22 protein-coding genes are annotated in these 24,809 nt (G+C 70.6%); 17 read left to right on the forward strand and 5 right to left on the reverse strand.

Annotation, left to right across the window (positions count from 1 at the left end; translation table 11 throughout):
* Positions 1 to 159: 159 nt before the first annotated feature.
* The 3 genes from AB0B96_RS23250 to AB0B96_RS23260 form a co-directional block, all read right to left on the reverse strand.
* Entirely contained in the window at positions 160 to 906 is a 747-nt protein-coding gene (locus AB0B96_RS23250) for an aminoglycoside phosphotransferase family protein (protein WP_362901712.1), read from the reverse strand.
* Between the two features lie 250 nt (positions 907 to 1,156).
* Positions 1,157 to 1,810 (reverse strand): response regulator transcription factor, encoded by a 654-nt coding sequence (locus AB0B96_RS23255; RefSeq protein ID WP_362901862.1) that lies wholly within the window; start codon positions 1,808 to 1,810, stop codon positions 1,157 to 1,159.
* A 12-nt stretch (positions 1,811 to 1,822) separates the two neighbouring features.
* A complete protein-coding gene (locus AB0B96_RS23260; protein WP_362901714.1) occupies positions 1,823 to 3,001 on the reverse strand; it encodes a sensor histidine kinase in 1,179 nt (392 codons plus the stop codon).
* Between the two features lie 352 nt (positions 3,002 to 3,353).
* On the opposite strand from AB0B96_RS23260, the gene AB0B96_RS23265 reads away from it, so the two are divergent.
* From AB0B96_RS23265 to AB0B96_RS23280, 4 genes are all read left to right on the forward strand, one after another.
* Positions 3,354 to 3,779 carry a hypothetical protein gene (locus AB0B96_RS23265; RefSeq protein ID WP_362901716.1) on the forward strand — a complete coding sequence of 142 codons (426 nt, stop codon included), beginning with the start codon at positions 3,354 to 3,356 and terminating at the stop codon, positions 3,777 to 3,779.
* Positions 3,780 to 3,867: 88 nt separating this feature from the next.
* The gene (locus AB0B96_RS23270) at positions 3,868 to 4,617 is read left to right on the forward strand and encodes an ATP-binding cassette domain-containing protein (protein WP_362901718.1); all 750 of its coding nucleotides are present in this window, start codon (positions 3,868 to 3,870) and stop codon (positions 4,615 to 4,617) included.
* Between the two features lie 3 nt (positions 4,618 to 4,620).
* On the forward strand, positions 4,621 to 5,877 hold the full coding sequence (locus AB0B96_RS23275) for a hypothetical protein (protein ID WP_362901720.1): 1,257 nt from the start codon (positions 4,621 to 4,623) through the stop codon (positions 5,875 to 5,877).
* Entirely contained in the window at positions 5,874 to 6,500 is a 627-nt protein-coding gene (locus AB0B96_RS23280) for a hypothetical protein (protein ID WP_362901722.1), read from the forward strand. The genes AB0B96_RS23275 and AB0B96_RS23280 overlap by 4 nt, the downstream gene beginning before the upstream one ends.
* Here the strand turns inward: AB0B96_RS23280 and AB0B96_RS23285 are convergent.
* Positions 6,466 to 6,735, reverse strand: coding sequence for a hypothetical protein (locus AB0B96_RS23285; protein ID WP_362901724.1), 270 nt, complete (start codon positions 6,733 to 6,735; stop codon positions 6,466 to 6,468). The genes AB0B96_RS23280 and AB0B96_RS23285 overlap by 35 nt on opposite strands.
* Positions 6,736 to 7,327: 592 nt before the next feature.
* On the opposite strand from AB0B96_RS23285, the gene AB0B96_RS23290 reads away from it, so the two are divergent.
* From AB0B96_RS23290 to AB0B96_RS23350, 13 genes are all read left to right on the forward strand, one after another.
* Positions 7,328 to 9,076, forward strand: a complete 1,749-nt coding sequence (locus AB0B96_RS23290; RefSeq protein WP_362901726.1) for a hypothetical protein — start codon at positions 7,328 to 7,330, stop codon at positions 9,074 to 9,076.
* Positions 9,077 to 9,323: 247 nt separating this feature from the next.
* Positions 9,324 to 10,319 (forward strand): zinc-binding dehydrogenase, encoded by a 996-nt coding sequence (locus tag AB0B96_RS23295; RefSeq protein WP_362901728.1) that lies wholly within the window; start codon positions 9,324 to 9,326, stop codon positions 10,317 to 10,319.
* 115 nt (positions 10,320 to 10,434) lie between these two features.
* Positions 10,435 to 11,400 carry an NADP-dependent oxidoreductase gene (locus AB0B96_RS23300; protein WP_362901730.1) on the forward strand — a complete coding sequence of 322 codons (966 nt, stop codon included), beginning with the start codon at positions 10,435 to 10,437 and terminating at the stop codon, positions 11,398 to 11,400.
* Positions 11,401 to 11,704: 304 nt separating this feature from the next.
* Positions 11,705 to 12,754, forward strand: a complete 1,050-nt coding sequence (locus AB0B96_RS23305) for a LacI family DNA-binding transcriptional regulator (RefSeq protein ID WP_362901732.1) — start codon at positions 11,705 to 11,707, stop codon at positions 12,752 to 12,754.
* Positions 12,751 to 14,001 (forward strand): sugar ABC transporter substrate-binding protein, encoded by a 1,251-nt coding sequence (locus AB0B96_RS23310; protein WP_362901734.1) that lies wholly within the window; start codon positions 12,751 to 12,753, stop codon positions 13,999 to 14,001. Before AB0B96_RS23305 ends, AB0B96_RS23310 begins: the two co-directional genes overlap by 4 nt.
* Positions 14,002 to 14,003: 2 nt before the next feature.
* Positions 14,004 to 14,951 carry a sugar ABC transporter permease gene (locus AB0B96_RS23315; RefSeq protein ID WP_362901736.1) on the forward strand — a complete coding sequence of 316 codons (948 nt, stop codon included), beginning with the start codon at positions 14,004 to 14,006 and terminating at the stop codon, positions 14,949 to 14,951.
* On the forward strand, positions 14,948 to 15,829 hold the full coding sequence (locus AB0B96_RS23320; RefSeq protein ID WP_362901738.1) for a carbohydrate ABC transporter permease: 882 nt from the start codon (positions 14,948 to 14,950) through the stop codon (positions 15,827 to 15,829). Before AB0B96_RS23315 ends, AB0B96_RS23320 begins: the two co-directional genes overlap by 4 nt.
* An 18-nt stretch (positions 15,830 to 15,847) precedes the next feature.
* Positions 15,848 to 17,458: a glucoamylase family protein gene (locus AB0B96_RS23325; RefSeq protein WP_362901740.1), complete on the forward strand. Its 1,611-nt coding sequence runs from the start codon at positions 15,848 to 15,850 to the stop codon at positions 17,456 to 17,458.
* 102 nt (positions 17,459 to 17,560) lie between these two features.
* Complete coding sequence (locus AB0B96_RS23330; RefSeq protein WP_362901742.1) at positions 17,561 to 19,384, forward strand: hypothetical protein; 1,824 nt, start codon at positions 17,561 to 17,563, stop codon at positions 19,382 to 19,384.
* A gap of 158 nt (positions 19,385 to 19,542) precedes the next feature.
* Complete coding sequence (locus AB0B96_RS23335) at positions 19,543 to 20,178, forward strand: RNA polymerase sigma factor (protein ID WP_362901744.1); 636 nt, start codon at positions 19,543 to 19,545, stop codon at positions 20,176 to 20,178.
* Positions 20,171 to 21,256, forward strand: a complete 1,086-nt coding sequence (locus AB0B96_RS23340) for a CU044_5270 family protein (protein ID WP_362901746.1) — start codon at positions 20,171 to 20,173, stop codon at positions 21,254 to 21,256. Before AB0B96_RS23335 ends, AB0B96_RS23340 begins: the two co-directional genes overlap by 8 nt.
* A 105-nt stretch (positions 21,257 to 21,361) precedes the next feature.
* Positions 21,362 to 21,907, forward strand: coding sequence for a hypothetical protein (locus AB0B96_RS23345; protein ID WP_362901748.1), 546 nt, complete (start codon positions 21,362 to 21,364; stop codon positions 21,905 to 21,907).
* A 320-nt stretch (positions 21,908 to 22,227) separates the two neighbouring features.
* The gene (locus tag AB0B96_RS23350; RefSeq protein WP_362901750.1) at positions 22,228 to 23,697 is read left to right on the forward strand and encodes a PepSY-associated TM helix domain-containing protein; all 1,470 of its coding nucleotides are present in this window, start codon (positions 22,228 to 22,230) and stop codon (positions 23,695 to 23,697) included.
* Positions 23,698 to 23,812: 115 nt separating this feature from the next.
* On the opposite strand, the gene AB0B96_RS23355 is transcribed toward AB0B96_RS23350, so the two are convergent.
* Positions 23,813 to 24,616, reverse strand: coding sequence for a helix-turn-helix transcriptional regulator (locus AB0B96_RS23355; protein ID WP_350945146.1), 804 nt, complete (start codon positions 24,614 to 24,616; stop codon positions 23,813 to 23,815).
* Positions 24,617 to 24,809: the final 193 nt, after the last annotated feature.

Below are 24,809 nucleotides of genomic sequence, written 5' to 3' on the forward strand. Positions count from 1 at the left end.
CTGATTCATGTCTGCAAGACAGTAAGGCACAGGATCGGCCGATCATTGTTTAAAGGCGGCCCTGGCATCCGGAAGGTGCGCGACAGCGCCTTCCCGAACGCCGTCGCGCGGGCCGCCTCGTGAAAGCCCAGCTCCAACGGCATTCGGGCCCGCGCCACCTCATATCCGGGACCTCAGCACGTCGACCTCACAGCCCGGCGCGAACGGGTCGAAGCCATGCTCGCCCAGCCAGCGAACCACCAGCAGGCTCCGCAACGACCACCAGGCGCGGATCACGTCGAGGTCGACATCGGTGCCGTAGCCGGTGACGACGTCGCCGAGGTGCTCCTCGTGTCCGAGCGTGAAGGTGGCGAGGTCGAAGAGGGCGTCACCTCGGCCCGCCTCGGACCAGTCGATGATGCCCGTGATCTCGTCGCCGTCGACGAACACGTGAGCGATCTGCAGGTCGCCGTGCGTGAACACCGGAGTCCACGGCCGGAGCGCGACCTCGGCGACCTGGCGGTTGCGGGTGACCAGGTCGGCGGGCAGGACGCCGTTCGTCACGAGCCACGCGCACTCGCGGTCGAGATCCGCCGCCAACTCCTCGATGCCCCGGCCGGCCTGGCCGAGCCGGGGCGGCAACGGCGCGTCGTGCAGCTTCCGGATGGCGGCGCCCGCCGCGGCCCACGCCGCCGGGGACGCGGTCGACGGCTCGCCGAGGCGACCGAGGGCCGTTCCCGGGACCGCGGTGATCGCGAGCACCGGCGGCTTGTGCCACAGGACCTTCGGGGTCGGGACCGGCGCCAGGGCGATCGCCTCGACCTCGACGTCGATGCGCGCCTGATCGGCGTCCACCTTCAGGAAGATGTCCCCGACGCGCAGGGTCGCGCGCTCGGAATGGGCGACGACTACTTCGACCTCATCCATGGGCAGCCAGTATCCCGGGGATGATCGTCGAAGTCGCCGGGTTTGTCGCGTGCGACGGCAGCGGCCGACCGCGTCCCACCACCGAGCGGCACCGGGCCACCCGAGCCGGACCCGGCTCGTCCCCGTCACCCGTGACTCGATGCGGGTGCGTACCGCCGCCGCCCGCCGGTCGTCGTAGTCGGCGAGGAGGTTCGGCGTCTTCGCCCGGTGCCGGACGGAGGAACCCGGGTCGTAGTCAGGCGCGAGCGGGTCAGCCGAAGCGGACGAGCCCTTGCTCGAAGGCGAAGACGACGGCCTGGACCCGGTCGCGGAGGTCGAGTTTGGTGAGGATGTGACTGACGTGCGTGCGGACCGTCCCCTCCGACAGGTGCAGGCGGGCCGCGATCTCGGCGTTCGTCAGACCACCGGCGATCTCGGTGAGCACCTCGTGTTCGCGCGGACTGAGCAGCGCGGCCCGTCTGTCCGGGGACTTGCCCGCGTCGGGAAGGCGGGGGACGAAGTGCGACAGGAGCCGCCGCGTGGTGGAGGGGGCGATGACCGCGTCGCCACGGTGCACGGTGCGGATCGCCTCGACGAAGGAGGCCGACCCGGTGTCCTTCAACAGGAAACCGCTGGCACCGGCCTTGATCGCGCCGAAGGCGTACTCGTCCAGGTCGAAGGTGGTGAGGATGAGCACCTTGGGGCCGCCGCGCGCGCAGATGCGCCGGGTCGCCTCGATCCCGTCCATGCGGGGCATTCGCACATCCATCACCACCACGTCGACCTCGACCTCGTCCAGCAGGTCGAGGGCCTGCCGACCGTCCGCCGCCTCACCGACGACGTCGATGCCGGGCTCTCGGCGCAGCACCAGCCGGAAGCCGGTGCGGACCAACTCCTGGTCGTCGGTGAGCAGCACGCGGATCATCTCGCCCACGGATCACGTCCAGGGAATGGTCGCCCCGACCTGGAAGCCGCCGCCGGGCAACGGCGCGGCCCGCGTCGTACCGCCGAACATCGCGGCGCGCTCGGCGATGCCGACCAGGCCGTACCCGGCCCCGCCGGGGTCGGGCGATGTCGCCGACCTGCGACGACTCTCACCGGCACCGTCGTCGGTGACCTGGATGTGCAGTCCGTCTTCGGCGTAGCGTAATAGCACCTCGGCGTTCGCTTCCTTGCCAGCGTGCTTGAGCGTGTTGGTCAGAGCCTCTTGCACGATCCGGTAGGCGGCCAGGCCCAAGCTGGCCGGTGGTTCACGAACTCGTCCCTCGACCCGTAACCGTACCCTCAGCGGCAGCCGCTCGACCAGGTTTTCTATCGCCTCGATGCCGGGCTGCGGTGCTACGGGGGCCTCACGCAACACCCCCAGGAGCAGCCGCAGCTCGCCCAGCGCGACCCGGCCCGACTTCCCGATCGCGCCCAGCGCCTGCTCCACCTCGGCGCGGTCGTCGTCCAGCAACGCGGCCGAGGCGCCGTCCGACTGGACCACCATCGCGCTCACGTTGTGCGCCACGATGTCGTGCAACTCCCGCGCGATCCGCACCCGCTCCTGGGCCAGCACCAGCTTCACCCGCGCGTGGGCCACGGCCTCGGCCTCGGTGTGCCTGAGCCTGCCCAGCCCCCAGGCCGCGACGCACACGACGGCCGATATCGCGAACAGATCCTCGGGAGGTACGGGCCGCGGGAGCGGCGTCAGCTCCAGACCGCCCCAGATCCGGACAGCGGTCAACGCGAGGGGCAGCAGCATGCCGGCCAGGAAGAAGCCGACCCGTTTGGAAGAGACCCACCGTCCCGCCGTGTAGAACATCAGCATCAGCGCGGTCGGGGTGCTCAGGTCGGCCCACGAGGCGTTCCACTCCGTCCAGATGTCCCACCTTCCGCCGACGAACCACAGCGTCCAGACCAGGGCCAGCACCGACAGCGGGAACCTGCGCCGCCACGCCAGACTGGCGTAGGCCAGCAGGTCACCCCAGAACATCATCGGCAGCCGGGTGAAGTCGGCGATGCTCTGGTCGTAGTAGGGCACCTCGATCAGTAGGTACGTGCAGGCCGCGACGGCGAGGAAGGCGTCGGACACCTGCGGGTGACCGCTCCACCACACCAGCAGGCGCCGCACCATGTCCCCGACGCTACGGCAGGATCTCCGCGCAGGCATCGTCCGTCCCGCGTAGGTTCGCCTGCCTATCCGCCCCGGGGAGAATCGGCCGTGAGACGGATGCGCGCCGAGCGCGCGTCCGTCTTCTCCTTCGCCGCCGATCGTCTCGCCGGGGCATCCGCAGGGACTTTTCCCTTTCCGGCCGGTGTGCGCCCATCGGGGCTACGTAGATCCGCCGACGACGAATTCCGCGACGCGGCCGATGTGGACCGATCCGCTCGCGTCGCACCCTTGGGACGTCAGCGAATCCCGGGACCCGTCCGGTGAAACGCCGGACCCGGATTCCGGGCTCCAACCACCGAGGAAAGGGGTTCACATGGCGTTCCTGAGCAGGCGCCTTCTCAGCAGGGGGGTGGTGACCGCCGCCGCCGTCTGCGCGCTGGGCGCCTCCGGCGCGACCCTCGCCCACGCGGAGGGCCAGTTCACCACCAGGCTGGAGAACGTCGCCGCGGGCTTCGAGTCCCGCACCTGGAAGGATGCCAACAGCGACCACTGGAGGACGGCGGTCGAGCTGTCCGGTTGCTCGGCCAACTCAAGAGCGGCGGTGCCGAGCCTGGGGCTGTACCGGGAGCGCACCGGCCCGGACACGCACTACGGCACCAAGGGCTACGGCGGCTGCGGCTCGCGGAAGGTCCGGGGCGACTGGGGAGACGTCCGCTCCGGTAAGTACCACTTCACCGTGAAGAACATGGGCGCGGACTTCTACCGGATCTCCGCCCGCAGGGTCCAGGTCTACTGGTAAAGAGCGCGCGGGGTCACGGCCGTTCAAGGTTTCGCACGATTCGGGAGCCGGCCGTGACCCCCGCCGACGCGATCCCGTCGAGGAAGAAATGCCGATCTCATTTCAGGGGTGCGGATTCGGCCACCGCCGAGGCTCCCTCGTTCTCACCGGTCTTGATCTCTCCCTTCCCGAGGGCCGCACGGTGCTGCTCGGACCGAACGGGTCCGGCAAGTCGACGCTCCTCGGACTGGCCGCCTCGCTGTTGCGCCCGCGTACGGGCCGGGTCCTCTACCGGGGACTCGATCCCGCCCGCCGCCGGGACAGGGCACGCTACCGGTCGCTGGTCGGCTGGATGCCGCAAGAGATCCGGCCGCTGCCCGGACTGACGGTGCGCGAGCAGGTCGGCTACGCCGGCTGGCTCAAGGGACTGTCGCAACGGGAGGCCTGGCGCAGGTCACTGGAGGCACTGGAGGTGGTGGAGCTGGGCACGCTGGCGGACGGCCCCTGCGCGGAGCTGTCGGGCGGCCAGCTCCGCAGGGTCGGGCTGGCTCAGACGCTGGTGCACGACGCCGAGGTGATCCTGCTGGACGAGCCCACCGCGGGATTGGACCCGGACCAGCGCGAGCGGTTCCGGGAGATCGTCGCACGGGCGGGGGAGCGCGCCCACCTGGTCGTGGCCACCCACGACATCGCGGACCTGGCAGGCACGTACGACTCGGCCGTGGTGCTCGACGCGGGCGGGGTGGGCTACGCCGGGCCGCTCGCGGGCCTGGTGACATCGGCCGGCGGATCCGTCCGCGGCTCCTTCTCCGACCAGGTCGGGCGCGCCTACCGGCGGCTCGTGACGAGGGAGGTCTGACCCGTGCCGCTGCGTCGCCGGCTGCGCTCCTCCGCGGCCCTGACAGCCCTTCCTCTCATGGCCGTCTACCTGTTCCTCGTGCTGGGCGACTCGGCGAACTCCCTGGAGGACAACTGGCTGTCCGCCACCGTGCTCGCCGCGTCGGCCGGGGTGATGGCGATGGGCCCGGTGTGCGCGGCGGCGGGCGCCTGGGAGGGGGCCAGGCTGTCGCGCGGCCGGGTGGAGGGCACCGCCCCGGTACGGTCTCCAGCGGAGATCCTCGCCTGGTCGCTGCTCCCGATCCTGGGCGCCGCCGTGCTCGGACTGCTGGGCGCGCTCTCGTTGGTGGCGATCGCGATGGCGGACGTCCCGGGGGCGCCGGCACCCTCGGTTCTCGTGGTGGCGCTCCTGGTGATCGCCGCCTGGACTCTCGCCGGGTTCGCCGTCGGCCGCTTCCTGTCCCCGCTCCTCGGCGTGCCGTTGCTGCTGGCGGGCACGTGGTTGTGGCTGGCCTACCCGGCCGCCCTGGAGACCTTCTGGGTACGCCACCTCACCGGCAACAACCTGGGCTTCTGCTGCGAGACCGGCACGACGTTCCACCCGGGCGCCCTGAGCGCCCAGACGATCCTCGCCCTGGCCGTCGCCGGGGCGGCGTTTCTGGCCTGGGCGCGTCACAGGGGCACGCGCCGGGCGTGGGCGGGGATCGTCGGCCTCCCCCTGGCGGCGGGCTTGGTGGCCTTCCCCCTCGTACGGGACATGGGCCCCGAGGCGCAGGTGCCACGCACCGGCGGCCTGGTGTGCTCCCGGTGGGACGGGGCCGAGGTGTGCGTGTGGCCGGAACGAGGGAAACGGCTCGCGTTCGCCGCCGGGATCGCCCTGCCCGCGGTGCGGCGGCTGTCGGCGGCGACCGGGCTGCCCGCACCCGGCCGCGTCACGGAGGGGCCCGCCGACGGCCGGACGTCCTGGCGCTTCGCGGTGCCACCGGGGGCCGGTGGCGATGACGTGCTCTTCGGCCTGGCCATCGGCCTGCTGCCCGCAGAGCCGCCGTCGTGCGGGCCCGACTGGTCCGGTGCCGACGCCTACGCGCCGCTGAGCGCCTGGCTGGCCCTGACGGCGGGTGCCGGGCGGGACTCGGTCGCGCGCAGGACCGGTTCGGCCTCCCTCGGCGTCGCCGAGCGCGCACTGGCACTGCCGTCGGCCGAGCAGGCCCGGTGGTTCCGGCACAACCTCGCGGCGCTGCGCCGCTGTGACATCCCTCCCCGGGAGGTGACCCCACTGTGAGGACCTGGCTCCACGTGCACCACGTCGCCTGGTCGGCACTCGCTCTCGCGATGACGGCGGGGGTGGTCGCGGTGGCCGGTGACGTCCTCGTACCGGTCCCGAACCTCTCGCGAGGGGACCTGGACGGCGTGCCGCTCGCCCTGATCGCGCCGCTGGCGGCGAGCGCCGTGCTCGTGCGCGGCGTGTCCGCGGGCCCCGCGGACCTTGAGGCCGTCGCGGTCCGTCCCACCGGCGCCTACCGCGCTGGCCTGGTCGCCGCCGCCTGCGCGGCGCCACTGCTGGCGGGACTTCTCCTCGCCGGTACGGTGCCGTACGGGATGGCGGCGGCCCGCAACCTGGCGGGCTTCACGGGGCTGGCACTGGTGGCCTCCCGGTGGCGGCGTGACGCGGCCACCGCGGTGCCGGCCGCCTACATGATCGCCGCGATGCTCCTGGGCGGCGGATCCGGCACCGGATCACCGTGGGACTGGGCGATCACCGACTCTCCCGGTCACTCCTCCTGGGCCGTCCCCGCGACGGCGTTGGCATTCGGTCTGACCTGCTCGGTGTTCCCCGGGCGAGGGGGGAGCGGGGAAGAAGGCGTCGGGATCAAGCGTCGGGGATGTCCGCCTTCGCCGCGCTGAGCATGATGCCCGGGATGACGACCAGGCGCTCATCCGGAGCGAGGGACACGCCTTCCGGCAGGTGAGGGCCGTAGGCGGCCGTGAGGTCCCTGCCGATCACCGCGATGTCACCGTTGCTGAGTCGCCAGATGTCTGGGCATTCGTCACGGCCGTCCGAGTAACCTAACTCTTCGGCGGACTTTCCTAGTCGCCGTTCGAACAACGCGGAAGAGTCGGCTTCCCAGGAACGAGTCATGCCCGCCTCCACTCGGCTTGGCTGAGCGTTTCACCTGTGCGGAGCATATGTCGGACGCTTCTCCGGGACAACGGGATGAGCGGATTGACGCGTGAAAACAGCTGGAAGAACAAACGGTCGACCGAAACGGGAGCAAGGCGGGCCGATTGAAAATTTTCGCCCCACCGCTTCGCCGATTATCGATGCGCAGAGTTATGGTGCCTTTACGCCGGGTCAAGCTTGGGTGGCCGGATGTAGACCGTGATGGGCCTTTCCGGTTTAACGCTATGGCCGCATTTTCCAGCAACCGGTTTGTCGGTGATCGCTGCTGATGGTCGATGGACTCCAGAGGCGTCGGGAACATCATGCTATAAAAAGTGCACACGGATTTTCTTCGCCGAGACTCTCATATTCAAGAGGTGGAATCCCGGATGTCCATCCCTGCTGGACCACCCCTTCCCTGACTATCTCGCCTGCGACCTGCTGGGCGACCGGCGCCTCGCCGTCAGCGAAACAGCTTCGCGCGGGAGATTACGGAATCTGATCGGCGGGACGGGACCGCTTGTTTTGTTCTGTCCGCTTATACGGCAGTGCCGCGCTAAGATCGCGTCTCGTGCTTCCGAATAATTTATGGCGTATTACCAGGATTTGGGTAGTAGGTCTGGTTCTTGCGGCGGCGGTCGCGGGCCTGCTGCTCGGCGACGCCTGGCTCTGGGTGGCCGTCGAATGGTCGCCGTTCTACGGTTTCGACGAGTTCGACACCCCGACGACCGTGGTGCTGCTCGTGGTCGCCCTGGTGAAGGCCGCGCTCCTGTGGCTGATCCTGCGTCCCCCCGCGCCGGGACCGCTGGACCGCCGAGAGAAGGCGCTGCGCCGACTGCTGTATCTGGCGGTGGCGTACACCCTCGTGCTGTGGTATCCGATCATGCTGATCCCCGGCGTGGTCGACACGGTATTCCAGCTCGTGCTGTGGACCGCGATCGACGTCCTCTACCTGCTCGTTATCCGCTGGCGGTCCCGCGTGCTGCGCGTGGCGGCCGGAGCGACGTTCGCGGCCCAACTGGCCGGGACAGTCAGTCAACTGCTCGCCGAACTCGGCCTCACGGAGTTCGGATCGGGCCGCCTCGCCGAACTGGGCCTTCTGACGTTCGGCGGAGTGGCGGCGACGGCCATCACGGTCGTCGGACAGTGGCGTGACGGCCGGTGGAGCCGCGGCACGCAGGTCGCCGGATGGTTGTCGGTGGGCGTCTACGCGCTGGTGAACCCGTTCAACATGTTTTTTGCGGAGATTGCCGACGGCGGTCCGGCGGTGCCGATCATGATGGGCGCGGTCGGGCTCGTCAGCGTCGTGTGGATCGCGGCGACCGCCCGTGAACTGTCCGGCGAGGGCCGTCCGGCGGACCTTCCGCCCGCGCGGCGGCGCGTGATCCGCGTCGCGGTGACGGCCGTGGCCGTACTGCCGATCATCGCGATGATCCATCCGGAGCAGACCCCGCACCTCACCTACACCGGCTGGTCGACGGACTGCTACGACCGGCGCAACTTCGGCGACCTGAAACCCGCGGAACGCGACGCCGAGTTCCTGTGCCGGGCGCGGAGCGCAGAGGGCGGAGTCTCGCCCATGTTTCCCGACAGCCTGTCGGACCAGGGGGTCCTCGCGTACGGGCGGGCACTGTGCCACGCGAAGAACCGCGACGAGCAGGAGACGATTCTGACGCGGGCCGGGAGCGCGTGGCCCGCGCGGGGCGCGGACCCGTGGGACCTCGTCTACGTCTGCCCGGAGATCGTCGGTGCGACTCATCCCCAACTGCTGTGGTCGACCGCGGAGGCGGAGGCGGCGGGCACCGCCTACATCGCCGAGGAGAACGCGAAGTGCCGCGACCCGTGGCCTCGGACGAAGGGGGTCGCCCAGGCCACGGCCAAATACTTCCTGTTCGTCGACGGCGATCCCGGCTATCTGGTCCACGACTCCGGAGAGGCGGAGGAAGAGGCGATAGGCGAGTTCTACGACGACAGCGCCCTCGGCGGGGAGGCCGACGGTGCGGTGCTCATCGGACACGTCGCCGACGTCGTCGATCTGTGTCTTACGGTGAAGGCTTTCCGCACTGCACCGCCACGGCGGACGGCCGGGTGGGATCAGGTCACCGAGATGCCGATCGTCAGCCGCAGCGGCCGGCTCACCGTGCCGGAGATGGGCGATGGAGAGGTGGGGGCGGGTGCCCCGATGCCGAACCTGGCGATCGCGGGAAAGGGCCACTACCGGCTCCGTGTCTACGTGCGGGTCAGTGACGCGGAGGAGGAGGAGCACCTGGTCGTCGTGTTCCCGGGGGCGTCGAGGAAGAAGCTGAAACTGAAGTCGTGAGCGATGGCGGGACGCACTCTCCTGCGTCACGGCCGCCCCCCTGGATGTCGGCGGTTGCTTATCCACTGTGCCGCCACTCGGAAGAGCCGCGGATGTCTCAACCTTGTTCAACTTCGGAGAGCCGGTTTGAGCGCTGCTTTTGCGAAGGACGGTCAGTCCGTGTCCTGTGCTCTGTGCGGCCCGCTTGACGTCAAGCAAACTTTAGGTTTGAGACTGTGCGCGAGGAGATCGAGAGAAAGTGGTTGATATGCGCATTGTCCAGGTAACGGCGTTCGGAGGGCCGGAGGTGCTGGTGGTGGGCCGGGCAGCGGAGCCGGTCGCCGGAGCCGGGCAGGTCGTGGTCGGGGTGTCCGTGGTGGATGTGCTGTCCCTTGAGACGCAGCTTCGCACCGGTTGGGGTACCGAATTCTTCGGCCAGAAGCCACCGTACGTGCCGGGGGGTGGAGTGGGCGGGCGAGTGGTCTCCGTCGGGGAGGGGGTTGATCCCGGCTGGGTCGGCCGCGACGTCATCGCCATGACCGGCGACGGAGGGTACGCCGAGCGGGTCGTGGTTCCGCTGGAGGCGCTGGTCCCCGTACCGGATGAGCTGGGTGTGCGGGAGGCGACGGCGCTTCTCCAGATCGGCCCGGCCGCGCTGAGCCTGGCCGGCGCGGCCGAGGTCAAGCCCGGAGAGCGAGTGCTGGTCACTGCGGCGGCCGGAGGGCTCGGCACCCTACTGGTGCAGCTCGCCCACGCGGTCGGTGCCCACGTGATCGCGACCGCCCGGGGCGGGCGCAAACTCGACCTGGCTCGGGAGTTGGGAGCCGAGATCGTGGTCGACTACTCCGAGCCGGGGTGGCTTGAGCGGGTCCGGGAGGCGGCCGGCGGCGGGCGGCTGCCCAGTGTGGCCGGCGGTGCCGGGGTGGACGTGGTCTTCGACGGTGCCGGGGGCCGGATCGGTCAGGACTCGTTCGAGGTCACCGCGCGCGGGGGCAGGTTCTTCACGTATGGCGTGCCCGGCGGGAGCTCCGCGCAGATCGATCCCGGAAAGGCCGAACGGCGTGGGGTGAGTGTGCACGGGATGGAGCAGGTGCAGTTCGCCCCGGAGAAAGGCAGGCGGCTGGCCGGGCTGGCGCTGTCCGAGGCGGCGGCGGGCCGGATCAGGCCGGTCATCGGACAGACCTTCCCCCTCGATCGGGCCGCCGATGCGCACGCCGCGATCGAGGCACGCGACACCGTGGGGAAGACCCTGCTGCTGGTCTGAGAGGTTCACCGGCCGGGCCCCACTTCTAGCAGTGCCCTCGTCGTGGCGCACCGGGGTCGTGAGCCCGGGGTTCATGTCGTCAACCGGGCACACAAGCGCTCAGGGGGAGAAAACCATGTCCCAGGCCATCCGCTATGTCCGCTATGGCGGTCCCGAGGTGCTCACTCTCGACGATGTTCCCCTCCCCGATCCCGGCCCAGGTCAGGTACGGGTCGCGGTACGGGCCACCGGGGTCAATGGCATCGACTGGAAACTCCGCAGCGGGTTCATGGATCGTGGTCGGCGGCCGGTCGGGCCCACCGGCGTCGGTGTCGAGTTCGCCGGAACGATCGATGCTCTTGGCGCCGGCGTCGGTTCGGGTAAAGGTGTCGGGGGCTGGAGCGCGGGTCAGGCCGTCTTCGGCAGAGTCCCCTCCGGTGCCGCGGCCACCCATGTCCTGGCCGACACCGGGAACCTGCTGGCCATGCCCGACTGGCTCTCCTTCGAGCAGGCCGCCGCGCTGCCGGTGGCCGTGGAAACCGCCTGGCGTGCCCTGCGGGAGCTCGACGTGACGGAGGGACACACGCTGCTGATCCACGCGGTCGCCGGCGGCGTCGGGCTGGTCGCCGCGCAACTCGCCAGGGCCAGGGGGGTGCGGGTGGTCGGCACGGCGAGCCAGGCCCGTCACGATTTCCTGCGCGACCTGGGCGTGCGGCCGGTCGAGTACGGCGAGTACGGCGAGGACCGCGAGGACCGCGAGGACATGGCCGAGCGGGTGCGCGCCGCGGCCCCGGAAGGTGTCGACGCGGTCCTCGACGCCTCCGGCCGCGACGTGCTCGCCATGTCGGTAGAACTGGCCGGTGGGCCGGACAGAGTGGTCACCATCGCCGACGGACGGGCCGCCGAGTATGGTGTGCGCTTCTCCAGCGGTGTCGGCGGGAGTCCTCTGGAGGAGGTCTTCGCCGAGGTCCTCCCCTTGCTGGAGCGCGGCGCGCTGCGTGTGCCGCTCGAGAGGACCTTCCCGCTGGAAAGGACCGCCGACGCGCACCGTCTCAGTGAGCAGGGACATCTCCTCGGCAAGATCGTGATCACCGTTCCGTGACGCGGGATTCGCGGTCGCCGACTCCGCCGGGCTGACGGGGTGAGATCGGTGTGGAACTCCTGGGCAGGGCCTCATGAGGCTCTCGTTCGGGTCTTGCGAGGCCCCAGGTCGGGATCCTGTGAACCTCCCGGCCGGACCTCACGGGTCCTGGTATGGCACCGTGCTCGTTTGGTAACGGTGATGTAACAGACCTTTACCGGTGATTACGTTCGGTGGTTGACTCCGAGCATCCACTGTAAGCGCTTCCACCTTCAGTCGTCGTTGAGTGTAAGCGCTTCCACTCGGCAGGGAGATCGGACGACAGGTGGCAAACAGCGACGAAGGTCAGGGTGCGACCATCTACGAGGTCGCGCAGCGGGCGGGTGTCTCCATCGCCACCGTCTCCCGGGCTCTGCGCAACACCGGACCCGTCTCGGCCGGGACGCGCGAGAAGGTGCTGAGGGCGGTCGAGGAGCTCAGCTTCACCCCGAGCCGCCTCGGCGTCTCCCTCGCCCAGGGCCGCCACGCGGCCAACGGAATCGTCTTCCCCGACCTGTCGGGCCCCTACTTCGCCGAAGTCCTCCTCGGCTACGAGGAGGTGGCCTCCGAGCTCGGCCGTTCCGTGCTCATCCTGTCCACGCGCGGGCGGGCCGCCGTACAGGACCTGGTCAGGGACCTGGTCGGCAGGGTGGACGGCATGGTGATCTTCGGCAGGACCGTCGAGGACGCCGTGGTGGACGAGATCGTCAGGAGCAGGACGCCGCTGGTCCTGCTCGCACGCGACCCCGTCGAGCGGGCCGACGCGGTCTGCAGCGAGAACACCTCCTCGGCCGAGGCGCTCACCGCCCACCTGCTCGGCCACGGTTACTCCACCTTCGCGATGGCCGGGGACGACGACGGGGGCGACGTCACCCAGCGCTGGACCGGGGTGAGACGGGTCCTGTCCGACCACGGGATCCGGCCCCCCGAGCCGCTGCCCTGCGAGTTCACCGTGGAGGGCGGGTACGAGGCGGGGCGGACCCTGCTCGCGGGGAAAGCGGGGAAGGCGGGAAGAGCCGGTGGAGCGGGCCGGCCGCAGGCGGTGATCTGCGCCGACGACCAGGTGGCCCTCGGCGTCATCCTGGCGGCCGAGGAACTCGGCCTCGACGTGCCGGGCGACGTGGCGGTCACCGGCTGGGACGACATCATGGCCGCCCGCCACGCCAGGCCCGCCCTCACCACGGTGCGCCAGCCCATGCGCCTGCTCGGCGCCAGTGCCGCCCGCGCGCTGGACGAACTCATCAGGGGCACTCGCAACGTCCCGAAGTCCGAGATTCTCCCCACCCAGCTGATCGTCCGATCCAGCTGCGGTCCTCACCCCCTGGAGGAAAAGTGAAGAAGTACGCCGTCGGGATCCTCGCGCTGGGACTGGTGCTCGCCGGGTGCGGCCGGAGCGGGGACGGGGCCGCGGAACAGGCGAGGGAGGTCGACACCGGCAAGGCCACCGGGGAGGTCACGGTCTGGGCGATCGGGGCGGAGGGGGAGGCGCTGGGCGCCTTCGCCAAGGACTTCGAGACGGCGAACCCCGGCATCACGATCAACGTGACCCCGCTCGGCTGGGACGTCGCCCACGACAAGATCACCGCGGCCATCGCGGGGAACGCCACCCCCGACGTCACCATGCTGGGCAGCACCTGGATGGGTGAGATGGCGAAGACCGGCGCCCTCGACCCCACCCCGGCCGACCTGATCGACAAGTCGGCGTTCTTCCCCGGCGCGTGGGGCACGGTCGAGGTGGAGGGGACCGCGTACGGCGTGCCCTGGTACGTCGAGACCCGCGCCCTGTACTACCGCAAGGACCTCGCGGAGAAGGCGTCGGTGAAGCCGCCCGTCACCTGGGAGGAGACCACCGCCTTCGTGAAGGCGCTCAAGGAGAAGGGCGGCGCCTCGCTCGGCGTGGAGCAGAACTTCCGGCAGGGCTCCTGGCAGGAGGTGCTGCCGCTGGTGTGGCAGGCGGGCGGCGAGATCGTCTCCGACGGGAAGTGGACGCTGGACACGCCCGAGATGGTCAAGGCGCTCAAGCAGTACGGCTCGTTCTTCGAGAGCGGGCTCTCCAGCACCGACCAGCCGACCGGCGCCTTCCCGCAGACGTTCGTCAAGGGGAAGGTCGGCGCCTTCTACTCGGGGCCGTGGATGATCGCGGGCCTGGAGAAGGAGGGCGGCGACGGCTTCGGGGACAAGTTCGCCGTCGCGCCCTACCCGAAGGGCAGCGCGGGAGGTCCCAGCCTGGTCGGCGGCAGCGACATGGTGGTCTTCAAGGACGCGAAGAACCGCGACGCGGCCTGGAAGTTCCTGAGCTGGCTCGTCGACCCCAAGGTCCAGGCCACCTGGTACACCAAGGTCAACGCGCTGCCCAGCGTCGAGGCCGCCTGGCAGGACCCGGCGCTCACCGCCGACGAGCGGGTCACCGTCTTCGGTGAGCAGCTCAAGGACGCGAAGGCCGTGCCCGCCGTCCCGACCTGGGAGCAGGTGGCCAAGGTGATGGAGACCGAGGTCGAGAAGATGGCCCTGGGCAAGCAGACCGCCGAGGAGACGGCCAAGCGCGTCCAGGAGCAGGCCGAGACCATCGGGACCGGGGTCTGACCATGGTGGTCAGCGAGCGGGTGGACTCGCGTGAGTCCACCGCACCGGCCCCCGCCAGGCAGTGGAGCCCCCGGGGCGGATTCCGCCGCACCGGTCTGGCCTGGATCTTCGTGACACCCTTCGTCGTGATGTTCGCGGTGTTCTGGGCGGGTCCGCTCCTCGTCGAGCTGGGCATGAGCTTCACCGACATGCGCAGTACCGACGTGCGCGACCCCCTGGCGGTGAACCTCGTCGGACTCGACAACTACCTGCGGCTCTTCGACGACGAGCTCATGCGCCAGGCGGCGCTGAACACGCTGATCTTCGTGGTGACCGCGCTCCCGCTCACCATCGCCCTGGGCCTGGGCGCGGCCGTGGCGCTGAACTCGGGGATCGCCCGGCTGCCGGCCGCGTTCTTCCGGCTCGGCTACTACCTGCCGTACGTCACCAGCATCATCGGCGTCGCGGTGGCCTGGAGGTTCCTGCTCGAACCCGACGCGGGCCTGGTCAACCAGGTGCTCGCGGCGGTGGGCGTGGACGGCCCCCGCTGGCTCGCCGACGAGAACCTGGCGCTTCCCGTGATCATCGTCATGACCGCCTGGCGGAGCTTCGGCTTCGACATGGTCGTCCTGCTGGCCGCCCTGCAGGGCATCCCCAGGGAGCTGTACGAGGCCGCGGAGGTCGACGGGGCCGGTCGCTGGGAGCGTTTCCGCTCCATCACGCTGCCGATGCTCCGTCCGGCGCTGCTGTTCTGCACCGTCTACAGCTCGATCGGGTTCGCCCAGTTCATGGAGGAGCCGCTGGTGATGACGCGGGGAGGCCCGGCGGGAGCGACCACCTCGGCCTCGCTCGCGATCTACAACCAGTTCGGCTCGGGCAACTACGGCTACGCCGCCGCGGCGGCGAGCGTCCTGTTCACCGTGATCGTGGCGCTGGCGGTCCTGCAGTTCCGGGTCGGGAGGTCCAGATGACAACCGCTTCGGCTCGTAAGGCCCCCGCGAGAGGCCAGGCTTCCGAGAGGCCGGGGCGCGGGGCCCTGGTGAAACGCCGCTTCTCCACGTACGCGCTGCTCAGCGCCGGGCTCGTGCTCGTCGTGCTCCCGTTCGTCTGGACGCTGCTTACCTCGTTCAAGCCGGAGACCGAGATCAGGCGGGATCCGCCGGAGTTCCTGCCGACGCAGTGGACGCTCGGCAACTACGGCGAGCTGCTGGAGAAGATGAACATCACGCAGGTGTTCTTCAACAGCGCGGTGGTGGCCCTCGCCACCGTCGCGGGCAACCTGCTGTTCTGCTCGATGGTCGGATACGCCTTCGCCAAGATGGCCTTCCGCGGCAAGAACGTGCTGTTCGCGCTGGTCCTGACGCAGATGGCACTGCCCGCCATCGTGGTGATGATCCCGCAGTTCGTGCTCATCGCGAAGCTCGGCCTGGTGAACACCTTCCTCGGGATCATCCTGCCCGGCCTCGTCACCCCGCTGGGCATCTTCCTGATGCGCCAGTTCATCGCGGACATCCCCGACGAGCTGATCCACGCCGCGCGGGTCGACGGCGCCAAGGAGTTTCGGATCTTCTTCAGGATCGTGATGCCGCTGTGCAGGCCCGCCCTCGCCACGCTCGGCCTGATCACGTTCCTCGGCTCGTGGAACAACTTCCTCTGGCCCGCGGTGGTGGCCCAGAGCGAGGACAAATACACGCTGCCCGTCGCGCTGGCGATCTTCAACGGCTACCAGGGCACCCAGTACGGGCTGCTCATCGCCGGGGCGGTGGTCGTCGTGCTGCCGGTCCTCGTCCTCTTCGTCTTCCTGCAGCGCTTCTTCACCCAGGGAATCGCCTCCACCGGACTCAAGTAATCCACGTAAGGAGCCCCCGTGCGTCGTCGTCACGCGGCCGCCCTGGCGGCCTGTCTCGCCCTGATCGCGGCAGCCCCCTCTCCCGCCTCGGCCGCCCCTTCCCCCGCCCCCTCCGCGTCTCCCCTGGTATCCCCCGATGTCCCCTTGACAACGTCGACACCCGCGACGGCTTCGACGGCGGGGCGGCAGCGGGAGGTGCTGCGCCGCTACGCCGCCGACACCTGGAAGTCCATGGCCGCGATGACCGACCCGGCGACCGGCCTGCCCTCCGACAAGATCGACGGCTCACTCGCCCCCGGCACCCGCGCCAAGGTGACCTCGCCGACCAACATCGCCACCTACCTGTGGAGTACGGTGGCCGCCCGCGAGGTCCGCCTCATCTCCAAGGACGAGGCCCGGCGCCGCGTCGCCGCGACGCTCGCCTCGACGGCGAAACTGGAGCGTCACGCCCCCACCGGGCAGTTCTACAACTGGTACGACCCGCGCACGCTGCAGGTCGTGCGCACCTGGCCCGAGGACGGCTCCGTCGTACAGCCGTTCCTGTCCAGCGTCGACAACGGCTGGCTCGCGGCCGCCCTCATGATGATCCGCAGTGCCGTGCCCGAGGTCTCCAAGCAGGCCGGGGCGCTGCTGAGCGGCATGGACTTCGAGTCCTACTACGACCCGCAGGCCCGGCCGGACGCGGGCACCGGCCTGCTGCGCGGCGGGTTCTGGCCGGAGAAGCCCACCGGCTGCTCGGTCGAGAGCGACTACAACGACTCGGGGACCACGGTCCACTCCACCTGCCACCACTACGGCGCGCTCACCGAGGCGAGGATCGCGAGCTACGTCGGCATCGCCCTCGGCCAGCTCCCGCCCCAGCACTACTACGGCATGTGGCGAACCTTCCCCGACACCTGCGACTGGTCGTGGGCCGAGCAGAAGCCGGTCGGCACCTGGCGCACCTACATGGGCGTCAACGTCTTCGAGGGCACGTACGGCTACCGGGGCATGCGCCTGGTGCCCACCTGGGGCGGCAGCATGTTCGAGGAGCTGATGGTGACCCAGCTCGTACCCGAGGACGTCTGGGGTGCCAAGAGCTGGGGCCGCAACCAGCCCGTCTACATCGCCGCCCAGATCGAGCACGGCATGAACGAGGCGAAGTACGGCTACTGGGGCTTCTCCCCGTCCAACGACCCCGCCGGGGGCTACCGCGAGTACGGCGTGGACGCGATCGGCATGGACACCCCCGGCTACACCTCCGACCAGGAGCGCACCTCCGTCGACTACGGGTTCGAGGGATGCCGCGAGGGGCAGCCGGAGCCGGAGTCCTACGGCGACGGCGTGGTCACCCCGCACGCGTCGTTCCTCGCGCTGCGCCACACGCCCGGTGCGGCCCTCGACAACCTCGCCAGGCTCAGGACGAACTTCGACGCCTACGGGCCGGGCGGCTTCTACGACGCGGTCGCGGTGCGCAGCGGCAAGGTCGCCAAGCAGTATCTCGCCCTCGACCAGGGAATGATCATGATCGCGCTCGGCAACGCGCTCGCCGATGACAGCCTGCGCCGCCACTTCGCGACCCGCGACGTCACGGCGAAGCTCGCGCCCGTCCTGAGGCAGGAGGAATGGGCCGTCGTGCCTCCCAGGTGACCGTCGTGCCCGCCAAGTGAATCGTGCAGCTCACGCGCGTTGTTCCTCGCGCGTGAGCCGCACACCCACCCCACCCACACCGACCATCGGGGAGACGTATCCATGAGCACGGCCGACGCCGCACGCCGAGACTGGCAGGCCCGCATCTACCGGGCGTCGGGGGAGGTGACCGCGGCCGGACGGGTCGAGGTCACCGCCCCCCGAGGGCTGCGCGCCGACAGCGGAGGCGGACAGGTCACGCTGACCTGGGAACGGGTGGCCGGGGCCATCGGCTACCTCGTCCACCGCGCGCCCGCCGAGGCGGGGCCGTACACCTCCACCAAGCAGCCCGACATCGACGTACCGGCCGTGCCGGATCCGCGCTACGTCGACACGCACGGGGAGCCCGCCTGGTACAGAGTTGCCGCCGTCACCACGATGGAACGGGCCGGCCCCTTCACCGAGGCGGTGTTCGCCGCGCCGCTCGCCGAGCCGGGCGCGACGGTCCTGCGGGTCGACGCCTCGACCAGCACGCGGCTCCTGCCCAGGCCGTGGAAGTACATGATCGGCTCCGAGCACCTGTCGTACATGCTCTCCGCCGACACCGTGGGCGGCCGCCCGATCGGCCCCGAGTTGACCGAGGCACTGTGGACGACGCGGGAGGAACTCGGCGTCGAGACCGTGCGCGCCCACGCGATCCTCTGCGACGACCTCGGCGTCTACCGGGAGGTGGACGGCAGGCCCGTGCACGATTTCACCCGGGTGGACGAGGTCTACGACACGATCACCGCGTTCGGCATGCGGCCGATCGTGGAGCTGTCGTTCATGCCGCACGACCTCGCCTCCGACCCGTCGAAGACGGTCTTCGGCTACGAGGCGATCATCTCGCCGCCCAGGGACTACGACCGGTGGGGCGACCTGGTCCGTGACCTCACCCGCCACCTCGTCGAACGGTACGGTCTGCGCGAGGTGGTCGACAACTGGGCCTTCGAGGTGTGGAACGAGGCGAACCTGGAGGTCTTCTGGAGCGGCACGCCGCAGGAGTTCTTCCGGCTGTACGACGTGTCGGCGGCGGCGGTCAAGGACGTCCACCCCGACATCCGCGTCGGCGGCCCGTCGTCGGCGGCGAACGGCTGGGTCCAGGAGCTGATCGACCACGTGGACACCTCGGGTGCGGCGCTCGACTTCGTCTCCACCCACACCTACGGCAACGCCCCGCTCGACTGGCGGCCCGTCCTGGAACGGCACGGCCGCGAGGGCACGCCGATCTGGTGGACGGAGTGGGGCCCCACCCCCACGCACTTCCACGGCATCGGCGACGGGCCGTTCGGGGCGACGTTCCTGCTGCACGGGATGAGGTCGGCGGCCGGGCGGGTGGACGCGCTCTCCCACTGGGTGGCCTCGGACCACTTCGAGGAGCTGGGCCGCCCACCGGCGCTCTTCCACGGCGGGTTCGGCCTGCTCACGGTCGGCAACCTGCGCAAGCCCCGCTACCTCGCGCTCACCCTCGCCGACCGTCTCGGCGAGGACGAGCTCGCCTGCTCGGCCACCGGTGACGTCGCGGGAGTCGAAGTGTGGGCGGCGCGCTCGGCCACCGGCACCGTCGGGGTACTGGTGTGGAACGGCACCCTCGACCAGGACAGGGCCGGCGGCGCGGCGATCCTGTCACGCGAGGTCACCCTCACGGTCGAGGGACTCGCCGAGGGGGAGTACACGGTCGGCCACCACCGGATCGACGAGCGGCACTCCAACATCCGGGCGGTATGGGCGGAGATCGGCGGGGGCGCCGACTGGCCGGAGGGCGGGCAGTGGGACCGGCTCCGCGCCGCGAACAACCTGGACGAGCTGGAGCCCGCCCGTACCGTCCGCGCGGAGGACGGGACCCTGCGGCTGGAGTTCACCCTGCCGATGCCCGCCGTCTCCTATCTGGAGTTCACCCTGGCGTGATGCGGGGATGCCCGCCGTCTCCTACCTGGAGTTCACCCCGGTGTGACGGGCACGCGCGTCCGTCCGAGTGGCGCGGAACCGCCATGGCGCTTTTCGGGAACCGCAGGCACGCGGGAGAGCAACAACGGGTGTCCTAACCGAGAGCCGAGAGGCCGGATATGAGCGAAACGAGCCGAACCCGGACGGGGGCGGGCGGCACCTTTCCCGCCGACGAGGCGGAGGCCGACGACGCCTCCCTCATCGGGCGGTCCCTGCGGGAGCCGGAGGTGTTCGCCGCGGTCTTCCACCGGCACGCGCCCGACATCAAGCGCTACGTCACCCGGCGGCTGGGAGCGGACGTGGCCGAGGACGTCGTGGCGGACACCTTCCTGGCGGCGTTCCGGGGGAGGGAGGGCTACGACCTCTCGCAGCCCGGCGCGCGCCCGTGGCTGTACGGCATCGCGACCAACCTGATCAGGCGGCACAAGCGTGTCGAGGTGCGGCGGCTGCGCGTTCTCGAACGGACCGGTGTCGATCCGGTGACCGTTCCGTTCACCGAGCGCAGCGACGAGCGGCTGAGCGCCGACGCCGTGCGGCGCAGGCTGGCGGCCGCCCTGGCGCGGCTGCCCGCGGGCCACCGGGACGCGCTGTTGCTGGTGACCTGGGGCGGTCTCACCTACCCGGAGGCCGCCCGGGCGATGGGCGTCCCGGTGGGCACGGTCCGTTCGCGGGTCAACCGGGCGAGAGGCAGGGTGCGCGAGGAGCTCGGCGGGATCGATCCCACGTCCGTCAGCGAGGAGACCTTTCATGGATGAGATGACCCAGGTGAACCGGTTGCGTTGCGAGGTGCCCCGGCCGGGCCCGGCGGAGTTGCGCGCCGAGGAGTCGCGGCTGCTGTCGGAGATCGCGGCCCTCGGCGCGGCGCCGACGGCACCGCCCGCACGCAGGGCACTCCGCCCGGCGAGCCTCACCGGGAACCTCGGGCTGAGCCTCAGGACGAGTCTCGCGGTGGGGGCCGGGGCCGCGGTGGTGGTGGGACTCGGCTTCGTCGGCGCCGACTCGTACCTTCAGCGGGAGAGGACCGTCCAGATGGCGCCCGTGGCGATGTCGGCGGTCCTCCAGCGGGCCGCCGACACCGTGAGCCTGCGGGACGAGCTGCGCCCGAAGCCGGGGCAGTTCCTCGCCTACGAGTTGCAGGTCATGTTCCCGGTCAAGCTCAAGGAGGGCGGGAAGGACGTCCGCTACCTCGACCGCAGCCGGTTCAAGGTGTGGCTGCCCGTCGCGGGTTCCCCCCTGGACGGCGGGGTCATGACGAGCGAGCACCTGGAGCCGAGGCCGTTCCCCGGGGAACCGCTGCCCGCCGAGGCCGAACGGCGGAAGGGAGGCGCCGGGGCGCCGTCGAAGCTCACCGGTTACGACATCCGTCCCGACCACCAGCGCACCGACTACGTCTCGCTGAGCCGGTTGCCCACCGATCCCGAGGGGATGCGCGAACACCTCTACCGAGGCCTGGGACGCGATCCCCTCGCCGACTACAAGGCGTGGGGGAGCGTCGGCTCGATGATCACTCAGGCGTACCTGCCGTCCGCCCAGCGGGCCGCGCTGTTCAGGGCGGCGGGGACGATCCCCGGCGTCGAGACCGTCGACGAGGCCGAGGACGCCGCCGGACGCAGGGGGGTCGCGGTGGCCATGGTCAACCGGCTCGGCGGGGTGCGGCACGAGTACATCTTCGACCCCGTCACCTACCTGTACCTGGGCGAGCGCGTCGTCGTGGTGGACGAGAGCGCGGCGGGAGCGCCCGAGGGCACCCTGCTGAGCTCGACGGCGCAGCTGAAGGTCGAGGTGGCCGACCGCGCGCCCGAGGTGGCCGCACCCGCTTCGACACCTGAATAGCACAGACCGCTCAATCGTGACACACAGCCCGAGGGGTATTAATCCACACTTTTAATCATGGAACAAGGGGGTGGCGAATCCGTCATTCTCTGCCACCATTGCCCCATGCACGCCTTCCGTCTTGTTCGCGCCGCGGTCTTCGCGGTCGTGTGCGTGACGGCGTCGCTGGTCATGCACGTGCTGGCCGGAGGCAGCCCGGTGGGGCCGGGTGTGCTGGTCTGGGCGGTGCTGCCGACCGCGGCGGGCGCGTTCGTGCTCGCCCGGCGGCGGCGTGGTTTCGGCATGCTGCTGGGGGCGAGCTTCGCCGCCCAGTACGGCATGCACCTGTGGTTCACCTCCGGTGCGCTGCCGCCGTCGACCGGGCATGAGCACGGCGCCGGCGGCCTGTCCACCGGCCTGTTCATGGTGCTGGTGCACGCCGTGATGGCGTTGCTGTCGGCCCACTGGCTGGAGCGGGGGGAGCGCGGTCTGACCACGCTCCTCTACCTGCTCTTCGCCTCGCTTCTCACCCTGCTGCGATGGCACGCGCCCGTCGCCTGCCGCCTCACCTTCCTCTCCGCCGCGCCCGACGACCGGGTCTCACCGGTCGCCCGGCTGCTCGCCGCCGCCGTCTCGCGCCGCGGGCCGCCCGCTCCCTCGCACGCCGTCTGACATCGGGCCGTCGCGCCCGGACGCCGCCGTGCCCTGCCGGGCCCGCGTCTCCGAGCGCCGTACCTTCCCCGACCGTGGATCGTCGCGCCGTCGCGTCCTTCCCGGCCGGTGAACCCGAGCGCCGTCCCATCGGCGCCTGACGGTACCCGCAGGTTCCTGTCTCCCCTATGCCGTACGGGCCCGCGAGCCCGGCTCCCAGCATGCCCTCCCGCTGGTGAGAGCCGGAATTCCGCCTGCCCCGCGCTACGCCGAACCGAACCTCACACCGCGGTGGCGCGTACCTGACGGTGCGCGCGTTCCCTGCGAACGGAGAACCCCCCATGACATCCGACGTCGACATCCCGCCCGCGGCCGACCCGGCCGACCCGGCCGGTCCCTCCCCGGCCCCCGCACCCAGGGAGCCCTCCACCTGGGTGACGCTGCGCTCACTCCTGCTCCGCCTGCACTTCTACGCCGGAATCCTCGTCGCCCCCTTCCTGCTCGTGGCGGCGACGACCGGCCTGCTGTACGCCGCCTCCTTCCAGCTGGAGAACATCGTCCACTCCAAGGAGCTGACGACCTCCGTACCGGCCGGGCAGCAGCGGCTTCCCCTCGCCCAGCAGGTCACCGCCGCCACCGCGGCGCATCCGGAGGGGACCCTCGCGCTCGTACGGACCTATGACGAGCCGGACGCGACGACCCAGGTGCTGCTCGACGTGCCCGGCCTTCCGGAGAGCACCCGCCTCGCGGTCTTCGTCGACCCGTACAACGGCGAGGTCCGCGGCGCGCTGGAGAGCTACGGCAGCTCGGGCGCCCTGCCCGTGCGAACCTGGATCTCCCAGCTCCACCGTCACCTGCACCTGGGCGAGCCGGGACGTATATACAGCGAGATGGCCGCCAGCTGGCTGTGGCTGGTCGGGGTCGGCGGCCTGGTGCTGTGGCTCACCCGCCGTCGCCGCGCCGGACAGCGGCTGCGGCGCGTCGTCGCTCCCGAGCGCGGCGCCCGCGGCCTGCGCAAGACCCTCTCCTGGCACGGCTCGGTCGGCACGTGGGCGCTGATCGGCCTGCTCGCCCTCTCGGCGACCGGTCTGACCTGGTCGAAGTACGCGGGAGCCAACATCGACGTGCTGCAGACCTCGATCGGCTGGTCCACCCCGTCGCTGCCCGTCTCCGGCGGCCACGGCGACCACGGCGGCCACGCCGCCGGGCAGGAGGCGGGCGCCGCGCCGGTAGCCGACGCCGACCAGGTCGTCCAGGCGGCGGCGGGCAAGGGCCTGTCGGGACCCCTGGAGATCGTCTGGCCCGCCGAGTCCGGCAAGCCGTACGTCGTCAAGGAGGCGGACCGCCTCTGGCCGCAGCGCAACGACCAGGTGGCGGTCGACGCCGCCACCGGCCAGGTGAGCGCCGAGCTGCGCTTCGCCGACTTCCCCATCGGGGCCAAGCTGACCCGCTGGGGCATCGACGTGCACATGGGGGTGCTGTTCGGCCTGGTCAACCAGATCGTCCTCGCCGTGCTCGCGATCTCGCTGATCTCGGTCATCGTGTGGGGCTACCGCATGTGGTGGCTGCGCCGCCCGACCCGCGGTTTCGGCACGCCCTACGCGCGCGGCGGCCTGCGGCGGCTGCCCCTCGCCGTCGCCCTGCCCCTGGCGGCCGTGGCGATCGCGGTGGGCGTGTTCCTCCCGCTGCTCGGCATCTCGCTGCTCGCGTTCCTCGTGATCGACGTCGTCCTGGGCAGGATCGCGGCGTCGCGGGCGGGGAAGGCCGAAGTCGGCGAGTCCAGTGAGTCCGGAGCCGGAATCCCCGGCTGAGGACACGGCGAAGACCTTCCAGGACCCGGACCGGCCGAGACCGGATGGCATCGGCCGGGACCGGCTCGGCCGGCGGGGGTGTGGCGTGGGGCGCACGCCGCACCCCCGCCCCCGGTCAGTCGGGGTGGTGCTGGTGCTGCAGGTAGGCGGCGGTCTCGGGGTTGGCGGGGAAGTACGCCTCGATGGCGAGCTCGGCGACGGTGATGTCGAGCGGGGTGCCGAACGTGGCCATGGTGCTGAAGAAGGCGAGCTCCCGGTAGCCGCGGCGCAGCCGCAGGGGAATCACGATGTCACCGGGGCCTGGGCGGTCTATCTCCGGCTCCGGCTGGTCGCAGGGATAGTCGTCGAGCTCCTTCCAGAGCGCCGCGAGGTCGGGGTCGGCGGTGAGGCTCATCTGGCGGCGGAGCCGGTGCAGGAGGTGGGCCCGCCACTCGCCCAGGTTGATGATCCGCTGAGCCATGCCCTTGGGGTGCAGGCTCAGCCGCATCACGTTGACCGGGGGGACGAGCAGCTCCGGCGCGACCCCGCGCAGCAGCAGCCCGGTCGCGGCGTTGCGGTCGATGAGGTTCCAGTGCTGGTCGACGACGACCGCGGGGTACGGTTCGTGCCCGCTCAGCACCTGCCCCAGCGCCTCCCGTACGGACGCCATGTGCGGCGAGGTGAGCGGCGTCTCCGAGTAGAGCGGCGCGAAGCCGCCGGAGAGCAGCAGGTGGTTGCGCTCGCGAAGGGGGAGTTCCAGCTCCTCCGCGAGGCGCAGGATCATGTCCCTGCTCGGTTTGGACCTTCCGGTCTCCACGAAGCTCAGATGCCGGGTGGAGATGTCCGCCTGGATCGAGAGGTCCAGCTGGCTCATACGCCGGCGCTCCCGCCACTGGCGCAGGAGCTCACCTACCGGCCGGGACGCGCTGGTGGTGGTCATGAAGGTCACGATAACCGGGAGAGTGCGGTGAAACCATTACCGCGCGCGTAACGCACATCATGATGTCCAGGACCTGAAGTCGAGGCTGACTTTTCCTGGAGGAACCGGATCTGTGGTGGAACCGGACCGCCTGGGGAACCGGATTTGTTGGAGGCGCCGGACCGTATCAGTGCCTGAAGGGCGGCCCTCAGTG

Source organism: Streptosporangium sp. NPDC049046 (assembly GCF_040649155.1).
In the GTDB taxonomy this organism is placed as follows: Bacteria; Actinomycetota; Actinomycetes; order Streptosporangiales; family Streptosporangiaceae; genus Streptosporangium.

Excerpts from the sequence above, each read along its gene's own strand:
- AB0B96_RS23330 (WP_362901742.1), top strand. The coding sequence starts at position 17,561 with ATGAGCACGGCCGACGCCGCACGCCGAGACTGGCAGGCCCGCATCTAC.
- AB0B96_RS23285 (WP_362901724.1), bottom strand. The coding sequence starts at position 6,735 with ATGACTCGTTCCTGGGAAGCCGACTCTTCCGCGTTGTTCGAACGGCGA.
- AB0B96_RS23295 (WP_362901728.1), top strand. The coding sequence starts at position 9,324 with ATGCGCATTGTCCAGGTAACGGCGTTCGGAGGGCCGGAGGTGCTGGTG.
- AB0B96_RS23255 (WP_362901862.1), bottom strand. The coding sequence starts at position 1,810 with ATGATCCGCGTGCTGCTCACCGACGACCAGGAGTTGGTCCGCACCGGC.
- AB0B96_RS23355 (WP_350945146.1), bottom strand. The coding sequence starts at position 24,616 with ATGACCACCACCAGCGCGTCCCGGCCGGTAGGTGAGCTCCTGCGCCAG.
- AB0B96_RS23345 (WP_362901748.1), top strand. The coding sequence starts at position 21,362 with ATGCACGCCTTCCGTCTTGTTCGCGCCGCGGTCTTCGCGGTCGTGTGC.
- AB0B96_RS23340 (WP_362901746.1), top strand. The coding sequence starts at position 20,171 with ATGGATGAGATGACCCAGGTGAACCGGTTGCGTTGCGAGGTGCCCCGG.
- AB0B96_RS23260 (WP_362901714.1), bottom strand. The coding sequence starts at position 3,001 with ATGGTGCGGCGCCTGCTGGTGTGGTGGAGCGGTCACCCGCAGGTGTCC.
- AB0B96_RS23300 (WP_362901730.1), top strand. The coding sequence starts at position 10,435 with ATGTCCCAGGCCATCCGCTATGTCCGCTATGGCGGTCCCGAGGTGCTC.
- AB0B96_RS23270 (WP_362901718.1), top strand. The coding sequence starts at position 3,868 with ATGCCGATCTCATTTCAGGGGTGCGGATTCGGCCACCGCCGAGGCTCC.
- AB0B96_RS23250 (WP_362901712.1), bottom strand. The coding sequence starts at position 906 with ATGGATGAGGTCGAAGTAGTCGTCGCCCATTCCGAGCGCGCGACCCTG.
- AB0B96_RS23335 (WP_362901744.1), top strand. The coding sequence starts at position 19,543 with ATGAGCGAAACGAGCCGAACCCGGACGGGGGCGGGCGGCACCTTTCCC.
- AB0B96_RS23265 (WP_362901716.1), top strand. The coding sequence starts at position 3,354 with ATGGCGTTCCTGAGCAGGCGCCTTCTCAGCAGGGGGGTGGTGACCGCC.
- AB0B96_RS23320 (WP_362901738.1), top strand. The coding sequence starts at position 14,948 with ATGACAACCGCTTCGGCTCGTAAGGCCCCCGCGAGAGGCCAGGCTTCC.
- AB0B96_RS23350 (WP_362901750.1), top strand. The coding sequence starts at position 22,228 with ATGACATCCGACGTCGACATCCCGCCCGCGGCCGACCCGGCCGACCCG.
- AB0B96_RS23315 (WP_362901736.1), top strand. The coding sequence starts at position 14,004 with ATGGTGGTCAGCGAGCGGGTGGACTCGCGTGAGTCCACCGCACCGGCC.